Annotated in this window: 12 protein-coding genes and 2 riboswitches; of the genes, 5 read left to right on the top strand and 7 right to left on the bottom strand. The window is 66.6% G+C overall.

Going from position 1 to position 14,271, the window contains the following annotated elements; genetic code table 11:
- The first annotated feature begins 29 nt into the window (after positions 1-29).
- Together FHJ30_RS07290 and FHJ30_RS07285 are read left to right on the top strand one after the other, a co-directional pair.
- Positions 30-1,232, top strand: coding sequence for a winged helix DNA-binding domain-containing protein (locus FHJ30_RS07290; protein ID WP_139028790.1), 1,203 nt, complete (start codon positions 30-32; stop codon positions 1,230-1,232).
- Between the two features lie 13 nt (positions 1,233-1,245).
- Positions 1,246-1,764: a hypothetical protein gene (locus FHJ30_RS07285; protein WP_139028639.1), complete on the top strand. Its 519-nt coding sequence runs from the start codon at positions 1,246-1,248 to the stop codon at positions 1,762-1,764.
- 6 nt (positions 1,765-1,770) lie between these two features.
- Here FHJ30_RS07285 and FHJ30_RS07280 read toward each other — a convergent pair whose 3' ends face one another.
- Both FHJ30_RS07280 and mmsB read right to left on the bottom strand, forming a co-directional pair.
- Positions 1,771-3,255: a CoA-acylating methylmalonate-semialdehyde dehydrogenase gene (locus tag FHJ30_RS07280; RefSeq protein WP_139028638.1), complete on the bottom strand. Its 1,485-nt coding sequence runs from the start codon at positions 3,253-3,255 to the stop codon at positions 1,771-1,773.
- A 28-nt stretch (positions 3,256-3,283) separates the two neighbouring features.
- Positions 3,284-4,186: a 3-hydroxyisobutyrate dehydrogenase gene (gene mmsB / locus FHJ30_RS07275; RefSeq protein WP_139028637.1), complete on the bottom strand. Its 903-nt coding sequence runs from the start codon at positions 4,184-4,186 to the stop codon at positions 3,284-3,286.
- A 114-nt stretch (positions 4,187-4,300) separates the two neighbouring features.
- Between mmsB and FHJ30_RS07270 the strand changes: the two genes are divergently transcribed.
- Positions 4,301-5,224: a LysR family transcriptional regulator gene (locus FHJ30_RS07270; protein ID WP_171058956.1), complete on the top strand. Its 924-nt coding sequence runs from the start codon at positions 4,301-4,303 to the stop codon at positions 5,222-5,224.
- A 42-nt stretch (positions 5,225-5,266) separates the two neighbouring features.
- Here the strand turns inward: FHJ30_RS07270 and FHJ30_RS07265 are convergent, their stop codons facing one another.
- From FHJ30_RS07265 to FHJ30_RS07250, 4 genes are all read right to left on the bottom strand, one after another.
- On the bottom strand, positions 5,267-6,385 hold the full coding sequence (locus tag FHJ30_RS07265) for a zinc-binding dehydrogenase (RefSeq protein ID WP_139028635.1): 1,119 nt from the start codon (positions 6,383-6,385) through the stop codon (positions 5,267-5,269).
- Between the two features lie 100 nt (positions 6,386-6,485).
- Positions 6,486-7,868 carry an MFS transporter gene (locus FHJ30_RS07260; protein ID WP_139028634.1) on the bottom strand — a complete coding sequence of 461 codons (1,383 nt, stop codon included), beginning with the start codon at positions 7,866-7,868 and terminating at the stop codon, positions 6,486-6,488.
- Positions 7,869-8,048: 180 nt separating this feature from the next.
- Positions 8,049-9,164: a homoserine O-acetyltransferase gene (locus FHJ30_RS07255; protein ID WP_139028632.1), complete on the bottom strand. Its 1,116-nt coding sequence runs from the start codon at positions 9,162-9,164 to the stop codon at positions 8,049-8,051.
- Positions 9,165-9,176: 12 nt separating this feature from the next.
- Positions 9,177-9,292: riboswitch (SAM riboswitch) on the bottom strand.
- A gap of 99 nt (positions 9,293-9,391) precedes the next feature.
- Positions 9,392-10,717 (bottom strand): bifunctional o-acetylhomoserine/o-acetylserine sulfhydrylase, encoded by a 1,326-nt coding sequence (locus FHJ30_RS07250; RefSeq protein ID WP_139028631.1) that lies wholly within the window; start codon positions 10,715-10,717, stop codon positions 9,392-9,394.
- 43 nt (positions 10,718-10,760) lie between these two features.
- Positions 10,761-10,876: riboswitch (SAM riboswitch) on the bottom strand.
- Between the two features lie 164 nt (positions 10,877-11,040).
- Between FHJ30_RS07250 and FHJ30_RS07245 the strand changes: the two genes are divergently transcribed.
- Positions 11,041-11,679 (top strand): VOC family protein, encoded by a 639-nt coding sequence (locus FHJ30_RS07245; RefSeq protein ID WP_104997321.1) that lies wholly within the window; start codon positions 11,041-11,043, stop codon positions 11,677-11,679.
- A 183-nt stretch (positions 11,680-11,862) separates the two neighbouring features.
- A complete protein-coding gene (locus tag FHJ30_RS07240) occupies positions 11,863-13,314 on the top strand; it encodes an HNH endonuclease signature motif containing protein (protein ID WP_139028630.1) in 1,452 nt (483 codons plus the stop codon).
- A 99-nt stretch (positions 13,315-13,413) separates the two neighbouring features.
- On the opposite strand, the gene FHJ30_RS07235 is transcribed toward FHJ30_RS07240, so the two are convergent.
- Complete coding sequence (locus tag FHJ30_RS07235) at positions 13,414-14,190, bottom strand: CPBP family intramembrane glutamic endopeptidase (protein WP_139028629.1); 777 nt, start codon at positions 14,188-14,190, stop codon at positions 13,414-13,416.
- Between the last annotated feature and the right edge of the window lie 81 nt (positions 14,191-14,271).

Here is a 14,271-nt window from a genome sequence, read left to right as displayed (position 1 = left end):
GACTGGCCATGGGTAGGGAACCGGAGCGTATGGGACGGGATGCGGCAGTGCGGCTGCGGCTTCACGCGCAAATGCTCCGGGAACCCGCCGCCGCCTCGGCGGAGGCAGCGCTGCGGCGCCTGCTGGCCGTGCAGGCGCAGGAGTTTCCCTACGCGAGGTGGAGCCTGGCACAGCGTGTGTCCCGTTCCATTGCGCCGGCAGTTACCGCCGCGGACATTGAGGAGGCAGTGGCCAACGGCCGGATATTGCGGACCCACATCCTGAGGCCCACCTGGCACTTTGTGCACCGGGACGATCTCCGCTGGCTCATGGCGCTCTCGGCGCCCCGGCTTGAGCAGGCCAATTCCTTAACGTACCGGCGCACCGGCATTGACGCGGCAACAGCCGCCCTGAGCGCGCAGGTCCTGGCCAGGGCCGTCGCGGACGGTCACCACCTTCCACGGGAAGCCCTCGCGGAAAAACTTCGGGAGGCCGGGTTCGCGGCGAAGGGCCTGGAGCTTGCCTACCTGGTGATGCACGCTGAAATCAGCGGCGTCCTGGTGAGCGGCACGCCGGTGCGCAGCGCGGGCGGTGCCCTGAAGCAGACGTACGCACTCTTTGACGAACGGGTTCCGGCCGGACCGCGGACGGGGCCGACCCGCGCGGAAGCGTTGGCTGAACTTGTCCGCCGCTACTTCGCCAGCCGCGGCCCCGCCACCGTTAGGGACTGCGCGGACTGGTCGGGAATGACCATGGCGGACGTCCGGCAAGGCCTGAAACTCACCTTGGCGGCAGAGCCGGCCACCCTCGCCGAAATGGCGATTGACGGCGTCGTGCACTATTACGGTGCTGGCGATTCCAGTGCCGGGGATCCCGGTGCCGGCGCCGCTGCCCGCCCGGCCGGCGGCACTGCATCGGAAGCCGGCCCGCGGGTGGACCTGGTCCAGTGCTACGACGAATACATCATGGGCTACTCCGCCACCAGACACTACATGGGCGGCGGCGCCCCGGCGTTCCCTTTCCAAGGCCAACCGATGCACGTGGTCTTGCTGGACGGGCGCCTGGCTGGGTCCTGGCGTCATACCCTGCTCCCCGACAGGTGCGAACTGGATATCCGGCTCCACGGTTCCGCTGACGCTCCGGGTTCACCCTTGGCGGCGGCGGTCCAGGAAGCCGTGGACCGGTACGGCGCCTTCATCGGGCTTCCGGCCGTCCGTGTGCAGTACGGGGCTAAGCTGGAAGGACACACATGAGAGGCACGGCACCGTGAGCAACTTGTTTTTCTGGATCATCATTTTGTCATTCCTGATCCCGATGGCCATGCGGATGTACCGGAAGTCCGTAGCCCGCCGGGACCAGGAGCAAAGCTTCACCGGACGGTACCCCGAACAGTTCCCGGGCGGCGGAATCTTCCCCGGCTCCAACGGCCCGCAGAACAAGCAGCCCCGGGACGGCTTCACCCAGCAGGACTACTTCAGCGGCGGATTCCGCCAGCTTGACCGCCCCGCGCCGCTCCACCCAGGCCAGCCCCTGCCGCCCGTACAGCCCGTCCCGCCGATGGACCAGCAGTTTCCGCCGTACGGGCAGCCCCACCCGGGCAACACCCAGCAAGGGCCCCGCGAAGAAGCCCCGCAGCAGCCCGCAGCACCTGCAACTCCCCCGCCGCCGTCGGCCCCCCAGGGCTACCGCGCACGCAAGCTTGCCGAACTCGATGAGAAGTACAGCAACGGGGAACTTTCCGTGGAGGAGTACATGACCCGCCGCGGCGAGATCATGAACGGCTAGCCTCCGTCAGTCCACCTGCGGGAAACCCAGGTCGATCACGGACGTAGCGGGGTCCGGCCACCGCGTGGTGACCACCTTGCCCCTGGTGTAGAACCGGATGCTCTCCGGCCCGTACATGTGCGTGTCCCCGAACAGCGAGTTCTTCCAGCCGCCGAAGGAGAACGTGCCCACCGGCACCGGGATGGGCACGTTGACGCCCACCATGCCCGCCTCGACGTCGAACTCGAACTGCCGGGCAGCGCCGCCGTCGCGGGTGAAGATGGCCACCCCGTTGCCGAACTCGTTGTCATTGACCAGGCGCACTGCATCGCTGTAGGTGTCCACGCGGACCACGGACAGGACAGGGCCGAAGATTTCGTCGTCGTACACCTTCATGCCCGGCTTCACGTGGTCCACCAGGCTGACACCGATGAAGAACCCGTTTGAATCGAACTGCTGCGAGCGCCCGTCGACAACCACCGTGGCGCCCTCGTTTTCGGCACCCGCCACATAGGAAGCCACCTTGTCCCGGTGTTCTGCAGTGATCAGCGGGCCCATCTGCGACGCCGGGTCCGTGCCCGGGCCGATCTTCAGGGTGGCCATCCGGCTCTTGATGGCCGCAATGAGGTCGTCGGCAATGTTCCCGACGGCGACGAGCACGCTGACCGCCATGCAGCGCTCGCCCGCCGAACCGTAGGCTGCCGAGATGGCAGCGTCCGCAGCCATATCCAGGTCCGCGTCCGGCAGGACCACCATGTGGTTCTTGGCACCGCCCAGGGCCTGGACGCGCTTGCCGTGGTCCGCTGCGCGCTTGTAGATCGACTGCGCGATGGGCGTCGAGCCGACGAAGCTGACGGCTTTGACGTCCCGGTGTTCAAGCAGGACGTCCACCGCCCCCTTGTCGCCCTGGACCACGTTCAGCACGCCGGCAGGCAGGCCCGCTTCCGCAAAGACTTCCGCGATGAACACGGCTGACGACGGATCCTTTTCGCTGGGCTTCAGGAGCACGGTATTGCCGCAGGCCAGGGCGCTGCCGATCATCCAGAGCGGCACCATGGCCGGAAAGTTGAACGGCGTGATGCAGGCAACGACGCCCACAGGCTGCCGGACGGAGTGGACGTCCACGCCGCTTGAGACCTGCTCCGAGCGCTCCCCCTTGAGCATGTGGGACAGGCCGGTGGCGAACTCAATGTTCTCGAGGCCGCGGGAGATTTCCCCCTCCGCGTCGGAGAGCACCTTGCCGTGTTCGCTGGTGAGGATGGCGGCAAGTTCGGACTTGCGCTGGGTCAGGATTTCGCGGACGCGGAAGAAGATGTTGGTCCGCTTGGCCAGGCTCGTTGCCCGCCAGGCCGGCAGCGCTGCCTTGGCCGCAGCGATGGCTTCCTCTACCCGGGCCGCGGAAGCCAGCGCCACCTGCTTATCCTGCTCTCCGGTGGCAGGGTTGAAGACGGGGCCGAAGCGCTCGGCATCGGCAACGCGGCTGCCGTTGATGTAATGCGGAATGGTCTGCATGGTTGTCTCTCTTCTCGTTGGCTGGCTTCTAGTTGGCCGGGTCGAGGGAACCGTCGACCAGCTTGATGATCATGGAGCAGTCCTTGCCGGACTCGCCCGCGTCGATGAGGCGCTGGTAAAGCTGCTGCACGTGCTTCCCGATCTCGAGCGGCGTTCCGGTGTCCTCCGCAGCGCTGATGGCCAGGCCGATGTCCTTGTTCGCCAGCTCGGCGGTAAACGTGGGGGCGAAATCGTTGTTGGAGGCCGCGGTGGGGACCACTCCGGGAACGGGGTACCAGGTGCGCAGGGCCCAGCTGTCCCCGGAGGACACGGAGGCGATGTCCCAGAACACCTTCTTGTCCAGGCCGAGCCGGTCCGCCAGCACTGCACCCTCGGCCGTGGAGGCCAGGTTGATCAGGAGCATCAGGTTGTTGCAGATCTTGGCCGCCTGGCCGGTGGTGGCTCCGCCGGTAGGGATGATGTTAGCCGCCATCGGTCCGATGTATTCGGTTGCGTCGGCAACGGCGCCTGCTTCACCGCCCACCATGAACGTCAGCGTGCCTGCCTTGGCACCGCTCATCCCGCCCGAGACAGGTGCGTCGACGAAGCGGAAGCCGGCGGCAGCAGCGGCGTCGTGCAGTTCCTTTGCTGCGGCGATATCGATGGTGGAGGAATCCACCAGCAGCGTGCGCGTATCGGCATGCGCCAGCACCCCGTCGGCACCCAGGTAGACGGCCTTGGCGTGCTCGCCCTTTGGAAGCATGGTGAACACAACGTCCGCTCCCGCCACCGCCTCGGCGATGCTTCCCACCGGCTTCACCCCTCCCGCCTCCGCTGCGGCGAGCGCGGCGGGGTTGAGGTCAAACCCCCGTACGTCGTGCCCCGCCTTTGCGAGGTTCCCGGACATGGAACCGCCCATGTTTCCCAAACCGATCCAACCGATGACTGCCATGGCATTAGCTCCTTTGCTGTGCATCCGGCCGAGGGCGGCCGGGAGGTCTGTGTCCACCATCACACCCTGCTACAGTGCAATCAAGGGGAAAAATCACAGACAGTATGTGCACTGATGCACACGAATGAAAGGCTTGCGGTGGCACGGCTTCCCAGTCCGGACGACCTGCTGATTTTGTTAACCGTGGCCCGGCTGGGGCGTTTCAACGCCGTCGCCGAGACGATGGGCACCACGCACACCACCATCTCGCGGCGGATCCTCGCCCTGGACAAGCAACTGGGCGGCCGCACTCTCGAGCGCAGCCCGCACGGCTGGGAGTTGACGGAACTCGGGGCCTCGGCCGTCGCCGCGGCGGAGGCGATCGAGGAAACGCTCGGGTCCCTGGCCGCGGTAACGGGGCAGCACCGGGACGCCCTGTCCGGCATGGTGCGCATCAGCACCTCGGACGGCTTCGGCGCCGAATTCGTGACGCCTGCCCTGGTCAGCCTCCAGCATCGGCACCCGATGCTGAACGTGGAGATGCTCAGCGCCACACGCAAAGTCAGCCAGAACCGCTCCGGGGTGGACCTGGAGGTGGTGGTGGGCCGCACCGACGTGAGCAACGCCCAGGCCATCTTCCTGACCAATTACTTCCTCAGGCTCTATGCCAGCCCCGCCTACGCTGCAGAGCGTGGCTTGCCGGAAACGCCCGACGGCGTGGGGCAGCACGGCTTCGTCTCTTACGTTGAGTCGGCCCTCCAGGTTGCCGAGCTGGGCCACCGGTCCTCGCAGCTGCCCATGCCGAAGTCCAGCTTCCAGGCAACCAGCATCTTTGCCCAGGTGGAGGCAGTGCGCCGCGGCGCCGGCATCGGGCTGCTTCCGAACTTTATGGTGGCGGGGAACCCGGAGTTCGTTCCGGTGCTCGCGGACGCCTTCGAACGCCAGGTGCCCATCTGGGCGGTGGCAAGGCCGGAATCGCTGCGGTCCGCCCGCGTGCAGGCCGTGATTGCCGCCCTCAAGGAGGAAGTAGCGGGACGCCAGGACGTGCTGGCAGCCTAAGGCCCGGGCACCCTGAACCTAGGCCCGGGAGCGGTAGCCGGCTCAGGCCCGGAAAAGCCGCCTCACCACCTGCCCGGCGGCGAGCGCGTCGAGGCCTTCGTTGATTTCGTCAAGCGGCCGGGTGTCCGTGTGCAGCAGCTCAACGGGAAGCCTGCCCTCGCGCCAATACTGCAGGTATAGGGGAATGTCCCGGTCCGGCACGGCATCGCCCATGTAGGAACCGAGCAGCCGCTTGCCCGCCCCTGCGAACTGGAGGGCGGGCACGGTGAGTTCCGCGGTGGGGTGCGGCAGTCCCACCGAGACCACGGCGCCGCCGCGCGTCACGTGCTCAAGGCACGACGCAATGACCCGCGCTGATCCCACGGCCTCGACGGCGGTGTCCACTCCGTCACCGGCGGCCTCGGCAATCAGCCGCGGGGCGTCGTCGGGAGTTCCGACGGCGGTTGCGCCGCACCTCAGGGCGAGCCCGTGCTTGCCCTCGTTGGGATCGATGGCGATCACGGAGGAGGCACCGGCGAGCGCTGCGGCCATTACGGCCGAAAGCCCGACGGCGCCGAGTCCGAAGACGGCCACCGACTGGCCTGGCTGGACAGCAGCGGTGTTCAGGACAGCGCCCATCCCGGTGAGCACGGCGCAACCGAACATTGCCGCGACAGTGTCCGGGACGTCGTCGTCGATGACCACCACTGATTCCCGGGCCACCACGGCGTAGTCGGCGAAGGCCGAAACCCCCAGATGGTGGTTGATCCGCTCCCCCGCAGGCGTCCGCAGCAGGGCTTCGCCATGCAGGAGGTCGCCAGACCCGTTGACCTCCGCCGCGCGGTGGCAGAGTGCGGGACGCCCAGCCCGGCAGGCCCGGCAGGCACCGCAGCTGGGGACGAACACGAGGACCACGTGGTCTCCGGGGGAAACGTCCGTGACACCCTCACCCACCGTGGCAACCCGTCCCACAGCCTCATGCCCCAACGCCATGGGAAGGGGCCGAACGCGTGAGCCGTCCACCACTGACAGGTCTGAGTGGCACAGGCTCGAGTAGGTGATGGTGATGCCCAGTTCACCGGCCCGCGGTTCGGGCCGGTCAAGTTCCTCGACCCGGAGGGGATGCGCTTCGGTGTAGCTGGTTCCAGACGGGACGGTGGCGTAAAGGACGGCTGCTTTCATGGGGATCCTCACTTCAGGTGTGGTGCTGACGCCCAACTGCCCGGGCCTGCGTTGCGGCAGGTCCGGGCAGTTGGGTGATGCCTGGCCGTATGGGGGCTGCCTACTTCTTGGCGGCGGCGAGCAGGTCTGCCGTGCCCTGGGCGTCGGCCGCGTCCACATCGTGGAGCGAGATGCCGCGGGTTTCCTTGAGGAAGAACACAGAGATGGCGGTCACGATGCAGGCGGCCAGCAGGTACAGCGCCACCGGAGTGGAGGACTTGAAGGACCCCAGCAGCGAGCTGGCGATGATCGGCGCGAGCGAGCCGGCCACGATCGAGGTCACCTGGTAGCCGAGGGAAACACCCGAGTACCGCATCCGGGTGGGGAACATCTCAGCCATGATGGACGGCTGCCCGGCGTACATCAGTGCGTGGAACAGCAGGCCGATGGTGATGGCTGCGAGGATGATCAGCTCGTTGGCGGTATCCATCATCGGGAAGGCGAAGAAGCCCCAGGTTCCGGCGAGGACGGCACCGGCCATGTACACGGGGCGGCGGCCGAATGAATCGGACATCTTGCCCACGAGGGGTACCGCGCAGAAGTGGATGAAGTGAGCCACCAGCAGGAGAAGCAGGATCCGGGACGTGTCCGTCTGGACCACGACCTTCAGGTAGGTGATGGAGAACGTCACCACCAGGTAGTACAGGATGTTCTCCGCGAAACGCAGGCCCATCGCGGTGAAGACGCCGCGCGGGTAGCGGCGGAAGACTTCTGCGACGCCATAGCCCTTGTGCTCGACGGTGACTTCCTTGCGGGCCTCGATGAAGATGGGCGCGTCCTGGACCTTGGTGCGAATGTAGTAGCCAATGATGACGATCACTGCGGAGAGCCAGAAGGCAACGCGCCAGCCCCAGCCAAGGAAGGCTTCCTGGGAGAGGGTTGAGGAAAGGGTGAACAGCACGCCGGTGGCGAGCAGGTTGCCCATGGGCACCGCGGACTGCGGCCAGCTGGACCAGAAGCCGCGGGACTTGCTCGGGCTGTGTTCGGCGACCAGCAGGACGGCGCCGCCCCACTCGCCGCCGACGGCGAAGCCCTGGACGAAGCGGAGGAAGACCAGCAGGGCGGGTGCCCAGTAACCGATCTGGGCGAATGTCGGCAGGCAGCCCATGAGGAAGGTGGCAACACCCACCAGGATGATGCTCAGCTGCAGCAGCTGCTTGCGGCCGAACTTGTCACCGAAGTGGCCGAAGACGATGCCACCGATGGGGCGGGCGACGAAGCCGACGGCGTAGGTGACGAAGGCTGCGATGATGCCGTCCAGCTCGGTTCCGGAATTAGGGAAGAACATCTTGCCGAACACCAGAGTGGCGGCGGAGGCGTAGAGGAAGAACTCATACCACTCAACCACGGTGCCGGCCATGGAGGCCGTAACAACTTTCCTCAGGCCCGAGGCCTTGACGTCGGTTTCCTCGGGCCGCCGTGCGGCGGACTTTTCCGTACTCATTGATGACTCCTTCGGCGTCTTCTTCGACACCACTGGGACAGGCTGTGGCGGATACGTGTGATTTTGGCCACGAACCGCCGGGTCCCAACGAGTATGGTCCGCCTGAACGCTGAGCTCAACGGCGAATCATGCAGAGGCCATCTGCAATAATGCACATCTGGCTGTCCACGAGGGCCGGTCCTATGCCGAAAGGTGCTCCCGCAACTGGCTCCCCAGCTGGCCGATTTCGGTGAGGAAACCGTCGTGCCCGATGGGCGCCTCAATGAGGTGGACGTCCACCTCCCCCGGGAGTGCCCGCGCCAGCTCACGGGACTGGGACGGGAAATAGAGCCGGTCCGAATCCACGGCCGCCACAAAGAAGCGCGCCTCGGAGCGGGCCAGGGCCTGCTCGAGGGGTCCGCGCCCCCGGCAGACGTCATGGCTCATGAGGGCCTCGGTGATGGCAATGTAGCTGTTGGCATCAAACCGCTGGACGAGCTTGGTGCCCTGATGGTCCAGGTAGCTCTCCACCTGGTAACGCCCGCGGGCAGCGAGTTGTGCAGCCTGGAAGGGAGACTCGGGGGCCTGCGGCGCGCGGCCGAACCGCCCATCCAGCTCCCCCGGGGAGCGGTACGTGATGTGGGCGATGCGCCGTGCCAGGGCCAGGCCGTCCTCCGGGAAAGGGCCACCGTAGTAGTCGCCACCCTTGAAGTTCGCGTCCTGGCGGATCGCGAGGGTCTGTGCCTGGGCGAAGGCGATCTGCTCGGCGGTGCTGGCTGCCCCCACCGAGATAACCGCACAGCGCTGGACGCGTTCCGGGAAAGTGACGGCCCATTCCAAGGCGCGTGCCCCGCCCATGGAGCCTCCCAGCACGGCAAACCAGCTCTTGATCCCCAGCTGGTCGGCCAGCCGCGCTTCAGCCACAGTGCTGTCGCGCAGGGTGACGAGCGGAAAGCGCGAACCCCAGGGCTTGCCGTCCGGCGCGGGCGAGGACGGACCGGTGGACCCGTAGCAGCCGCCCACAATGTTGACGGACACCACGAAGAACCGGTCCGTATCCACCGGCGCGCCGGGGCCGGCAAGCTGCTCCCACCAGCCTTCTTCATCGGTGTCGCCGCGGGTCACGTGGGTGCTTCCGGTCAGGGCGTGTTCGATCAGGACGGCGTTGCTGCCGTCCTCATTCAGGGTGCCCCACGTTTCATAGGCGAGGACGACGTCCGGGAGGTAGCCGCCGGCCTCGAGCTGCAGCCCCCCGATGGGGGCATAACGGACAATCCCATGTTCGGGAGCGGTGGTACGGGTGACGGTAACCGTCATGGCAAGACCTCTTCTACGCGCTTGCCCGCCGTCGAATGACCGGCAGGCCAGGTCTTCACCCGGGGCACCCCACCGCGGAAGGAGGGTTGCCGGCCAGCAAGCCGGGGCTGTCACTGGCACTCATGACCTGGTTCGAGTGTACGAAACAGCCCCTGCCTGCTGCCAAGAGTGTGACTGGTTGTGACTTCCCCGGCCCGCCTCCGTGTATTGCGCCCCTCTGCCTCCGGCTAGGCTCCGATTGCCTCCTTGGCGGCCCGGAAACCGGCTTCCAGGTCCGCCAGGATGTCGTCGATGTGCTCGATCCCCACCGACAGCCGCACCAGGCCCGGGGTGACGCCGGCTACCGCCTGCTGTTCAGGGGAGAGCTGGCTGTGGGTGGTCGACGCCGGGTGGATGACAAGGGAGCGGACGTCGCCGATGTTTGCCACGTGGGAGTGCAGCTCCAGTGCATCCACGAAACGCTTGCCGGCTTCGGCTCCCCCGGCGAGGTTGAACGAGACGATCGCGCCGGTCCCCTTGGGACCGTACTTGCGCCCGCGCTCGTACCAGGGGCTGGAGGGCAGGCCGGCATAGGCGACCGATTCGACGTCGTCCCTTCCTTCCAGCCAGCGCGCCACTTCCGTGGCGTTGGCAACGTGCCGTTCCACGCGCAGGCTCAAGGTCTCAAGGCCCTGTGCGATCAGGAAGGCATTGAACGGGGAGACGGCGGAGCCCAGGTCCCGGAGCAACTGGACGCGGGCCTTGAGGATGTAGGACAGGTTGGCGCCCAGGGCACCGTCCTTGCCGAGGTCCCTGGCGTACACCAGCCCGTTGTAGGTGGGATCCGGGGTATTGAAACCTGGGAACCTGGCCGGGTCCTTGCCGAAATCGAAGTTGCCTGAGTCCACAATCACGCCGGCGATCGCGGAGCCGTGGCCGCCCAGGTACTTGGTGGCGGAGTGCACCACGATGTCTGCACCCCATTCCAGTGGCCGGATGAGGTAGGGCGTGGACAGGGTGTTGTCCACGATGAGGGGCACACCGGCCGCGTGGGCAACGCCGGACACGCCCTCAATGTCCAGGACGTCCTGGCGGGGGTTGGACACCACTTCGGCGAAGAAGAGCTTGGTATTGGGCTGGACCGCATCCCGCCACTGGTCCAGGTTGTCCGGGTCCGCCACGAAGGTGACGGAGATGCCGAACTTCTTCAGGGTGTGGGCGAACAGGTTGTAGGTCCCCCCGTACAGGCTGGGGCTGGCAACAATGTGGTCCCCCGCCTCGGCGATATTCAGGACGGCGAAGGTTTCCGCGGCCTGTCCCGAGCTGAGCAGCAGTGCTCCCAGGCCGCCTTCGAGGCTGGCGATCCGTTGTTCCACGGCGTCCTGGGTGGGGTTGCCGATGCGGGTGTAGATCGGGGCCAGTTCGGCGAGCGCAAAGCGGTTGGCGGCGCTCTCCGCGCTGGGGAACACAAAGGATGTTGTCTGGTAGATAGGGAGGGCACGGGCACCGGTGGCACTGTCCGGCTCCTGTCCTGCATGGATCTGGCGGGTTTCGAAAGACCATCCGTTGGACAACTAAGGCTCCTTTGACATGGGCCCGTCATGCTTGAAGCACCGCGGGCCGCGCTTGCCACCCGGCCGTTGCCGGACAGCCAGGTCCTCACCCGGGGCACCCCACCGCGGATGGAGGGTTGCCGGCCAGCGAGCCGGGGCTTGGAGCTGGCACTCATGACCTGAACCCAGTGTAGGAACGCGCACGCCGCGCCGGACAGGATTATGACGAACATGGTCCCCGGATTTCCGCGCCGGAAGCGGCTGAAATCAGGTGCCGCCGATGGAAATTCCGAGTAAGGGTACCCTTAGCTGAGAGGCCGATCACAAAGTGCCAAGATGTTGGCATGCGCATGGATCACGTCTCTTACGCCTGTGAACACGATGGCCTGGCTGCCACCACCGAACGTATTTCCTCTGCCCTCGGCGTTGAGGCAGTGAAGGGCGGGGTACACCCGCGGTTCGGAACCCGGAATATGATCATCCCGCTCGCGGGGCACAAATACCTCGAGGTAGTGGAGGTCCTGGACCACCCCGCTTCTGACAAGGCACCCTTCGGGCAGGCTGTGCGTGCACGGTCTGCCGCGGGCGGCGGCTGGATGGGCTGGTGCGTCGAAGTGGACGACCTCGCCCCCTTTGAAGAGCGGCTGGGACGCTCCGCGGTCAACGGAAACCGCAAGTTCCCTGACGGCCGTGAGCTGGTCTGGAAGCAGATCGGCATATTGGGCCTGATTGCCGACCCCCAGGTTCCCTACATGCTCAAGTGGGAAGGGGACCCGTCCCTGCACCCCTCCAACGCCTACGAGAGCAACGTCAAGATGAGCTGCCTTACCATTGCCGGTTCCGCGGCCCGGGTGACGGAATGGCTGGGCGAACCCGTCGAGAAGCCCTTGGAGGACGTTGCTGTGGAGTGGGTGGCGCCGCACGGAACCCCCGGGATCCTCTCGGTGACCTTCGAAACCGGCAACGGAGCAGTCACCATCTGACGCCCCCTTGATTGCCGTCCCGGTAAGCCCGGCACGGCGTGTGGCCCGGTGCCCCCTGGTCTTCGGCCGCCATCAGCATGTGACAACGGCGTCACCTGCCGATGGCGGCCGAATCCATGTTCCAGCGACTTTGGACCCGATGGCCCGCGGTTAAATGTCGTACCCTCCCGCGATCATATTGGTATGGGGAAAGCGGCGGTGGCGAAGGCGTTTGAGGACATCAACGCGGCTGTTGCTGTGCTCAGGGCGGAGGCGGTTGGGTGCGGTTCGGAGCCGTTTTCGGCAGCTGACCCGTTGGCCGGGCTGGCTGATGGGTGCCTGGAGATCCTTGCCGGGGCCGCCGGGGTCCAGGCCCGGATAGCGGGTCTGGTGGCCAACGCTGCGGGGACGTACGCGGGCACCGCCCGTGCGGCCGCTCCGCCGGACGCCCCGGTGCAGGCGCAGGAAATGGCAATCGCAGCCGAGATCAGCTGTGTCATGGCCATCGGGGACCGTGCCGCGGGCGCCCTGCTGGCCCGGTCCCACGCCCTGACCAGCTCCCTGCCCCGCACCCTCGCAGCCCTGCACAACGGAACAATCTCCTGGCAGCACGCCACAGTCATGGTGGACGAGGCCGCAACCCTTGACCCCGCTGGCGCCGCCGCCCTGGAAGCCTACTTCCTGGACCAGCACACACCACAACCGGGCACGGCCGCCGCCATTGGCCAGATGCCGGCGTACCGGTTCCGGGCCAAAGCCCGGACATGGCGGGAACGCCACCACGCCGAATCCATCGAGAAGCGGCACGCCAAGGGTGTGGCTGACCGGCGGGTCGAATACCGGCCGGACCAGGACGGCATGGCCTGGCTCTCCGCCTACCTGCCCGCCCACCACGCCGCAGCCGCCTGGAACCGGCTGACCGCCATCTCCCGGGGGATGCAGGGACCGGACGAGGCCCGCACCCTGTCCCAGCTCCGGGCAGACACCTTCGCCGAAGCACTTCTCACCAGCGGCACCACCAGCGGCAACAGCGGGGGCAGCGGTACCCGGGCCGAGGTGCTGGTCACCGTGCCCGTGTTCTCCCTGATGGGCCTCACGGACGAGCCCGCGGTGCTGGACGGGCACGGCCCCATCCCGGCCTCGATGGCACGGGACCTCGTTGCCGGCGGGGCGGACTCGTTCCACCGGGTCCTGGTTGACCCGCGGGACGGGGCACCACTGGAAATCGGCCGCACCAGCTACCGGGTAACCAAGGCGATGCGGACCTGGCTCAGGCTCAGGGACGGAAAATGCCCCTTCCCCGGCTGCAGCAACAGCTCCCTGGACAACGAGGCCGACCACCTCCTCGCCTGGCACCAAGGCGGCACCACCGGGATCAGCAACCTGGGCCAGCCCTGCCCAAAACACCACAAGCTCCGCCACACCAGCGGCTGGAAACCCACCCCCGCCACCACAACCGGACCACCCGGCTGGACCTCACCCACCGGCCGCCACTACACAAGCGAACACCAAGACTGGGAACCACCACACTGGCCGGAACGGAATGCGGAATTGAAGCGTCTGGGATCAATCGAAGACTGCATGGATTTCGCCTACGCAGGGCTGTCCCCAGGAGAAGACGCCCTGACGCGCATCCTTCACGCCCCGCCCGCCTGACAGGACACGGTTTCGACCGCTCAACCACCACCAGGGTGCTTTCGGCCGCGTCTGCACAAAGTGCCGCCGTCGTCTTGCGCGCCCCAGCGGGAATTACACCTACCCCAAGCCCACGGCCTTGCCAAAGAGGCTGAAGCCAACGAACGCCACGATGTCCAGCAGGGCATGGGCGATCACCAGGGGCATCACCCGCCGCGTCCGGGTGTACAGCCATGCGAAGACGACGCCCATTACAAAATTGCCGATGAAGGGCCCAAACCCCTGGTACAGGTGGTAGCTGCCGCGCAGCAGCGAACTCGCCAGGATGGACAGCGGCACGCTCCAGCCGAACTTTCCAAAGCGGTCCATCAGATAGCCCACCACAATGACCTCTTCCACCACCGCATGGCGCATCGCGGACAGGATCAGCACCGGCACCGTCCACCAGTAAGCGTCCAGGGCACTGGGGATGATGGCGGTGGTGATTCCGAGCGCCCGGCCTGCCGCATACAGAGCCAGGGACGGGATGCCGATCAGTGCCGCCAGCCCCAGCCCCTGCACCAGGTCCCGGCCGGGGCGCGCGAAGTTGAACCCGAGCTTCTGGAAGGCTGACCGCGGGTGGCCGTCGCTGGAGCCGGACTGCCGGTGATCGGTCAGGAAGTAGATCACCAGCAGCACCGGCACCAGCGCAAAAATGATGTCCAGCAACTGGTAGGTCAGGTCGAAGTACTCGCGGGTGCTCTGGGAGCGGTTCAGCGTGGAGGTGCCCTCAGCCAGCGGCGCCCGAGTCATCTTGTCCAGGAGCTGCACTACCGAGTACACGGCGGACTGGCCCAGGGACAGGCCCAACACGATCCAGACTTCGAACCTGAGGCGGCGGCGGGAGGGAACAAACATGTTCCCATCTTGCCTGCAGTTTCTGGATCCGGGCTGATTGGCCTTCAAGTGTCCCCGGACGCTCAGTGTGGCCCGGCGCGC

It is taken from the genome of Arthrobacter sp. BB-1, assembly GCF_006151685.1.
Lineage (GTDB): Bacteria > Actinomycetota > Actinomycetes > Actinomycetales > Micrococcaceae > Arthrobacter.
The sequence above is the reverse complement of the archived record's forward strand: the minus strand, read 5'-3'. Positions and strand labels throughout refer to the sequence as shown.